Annotated in this window: 1 protein-coding gene; it reads right to left on the reverse strand. The window is 46.4% G+C overall.

Annotated elements, in window-relative coordinates; all coding sequences use genetic code 11:
- The coding region (locus QUH73_RS20755) for a hypothetical protein (protein WP_289532359.1) at window positions 1-1,032 on the reverse strand (1,032 nt) is incomplete at both ends.

Consider the following 1,032-nt stretch of genomic DNA (forward strand, 5'->3'; position numbering starts at 1 on the left):
ACGGAATATTTGACTTGTCAAGTTTTGCATTCGTTACTTTAGATGCGCCAATAGTGGTTACACCGGCATTGGTCATCGTTACATCGCCACTCATTGTTGCTTTTGAGTTGTTAGCTGCCGTACCATCGGTACCTATAATGAACTCTGCATCGGCAAGGCCTTCTACTTTGGATGCCGTTACATTTCCATCTTTAATCTTAATGGTTTCAACTGCATCGCTGCCTAAATCTCCAACAGCAATCGTGCCATCTAAAATTTTTGCAGAGGTGACCGCATCGGCGGCAATAACGGTCGCATCGTAGGTTCCGGTTACATCACCTGTAAAAGCATCGGTCTTGTCAACCTTGTTGCCCTCGGCAGTGGCAGCACGCGTTACTTCTGCTGTAATCTTGCCATCAAGCACCTTTCCCTGGTTAGCACTCAACGCATTGGTCGCTGAAGTAGATGTCAGTAAATCTTCAACGGTGGTAACACTTTCCGCTGCAGGTTCCCAGACACTGCTCGCAGTGTTATATTTCAACACCTGACCATCGGTAGGAGCTGTTCCAGAAACATCTGTATTCTTGATCTTATCCACTGTTACAACTCCTGATCCATTAACACTGACATCTCCGCTCATCGTTACAGGGTCTGTCCAGCTAAACGAACCATCCGCTTCGCTGGTAAGTATCGCGCCCAAATTTCCATTATCTGGTACATTTAACGCTGTTGTTGTTACTTTATTAGCTCCAATAGTGGTTACACCGGCATTGGTCATCGTTACATCGCCACTCATTGTTGCTTTTGAGTTGTTGGCGGCTGTGCCATCGGTACCTATAATGAATTCTGCATCGGCAAGACCTTCTACTTTGGCTGCCGTTACATTTCCATCTTTAATCTTAATGGTTTCAACTGCATCGCTACCTAAATCTCCAACGGCAATCGTTCCATCCAGAATTTTTGCAGAGGTGACCGCATCGGCCGCAATAGCCAAACTCGTGGCGGCTAAGGTGGCTCCTGTACCTCCGGTTACTGTTATGTCGCTTGATGTTA

The sequence above is a fragment of the Labilibaculum sp. K2S genome, from assembly GCF_030372765.1.
Lineage (GTDB): Bacteria > Bacteroidota > Bacteroidia > Bacteroidales > Marinifilaceae > Labilibaculum.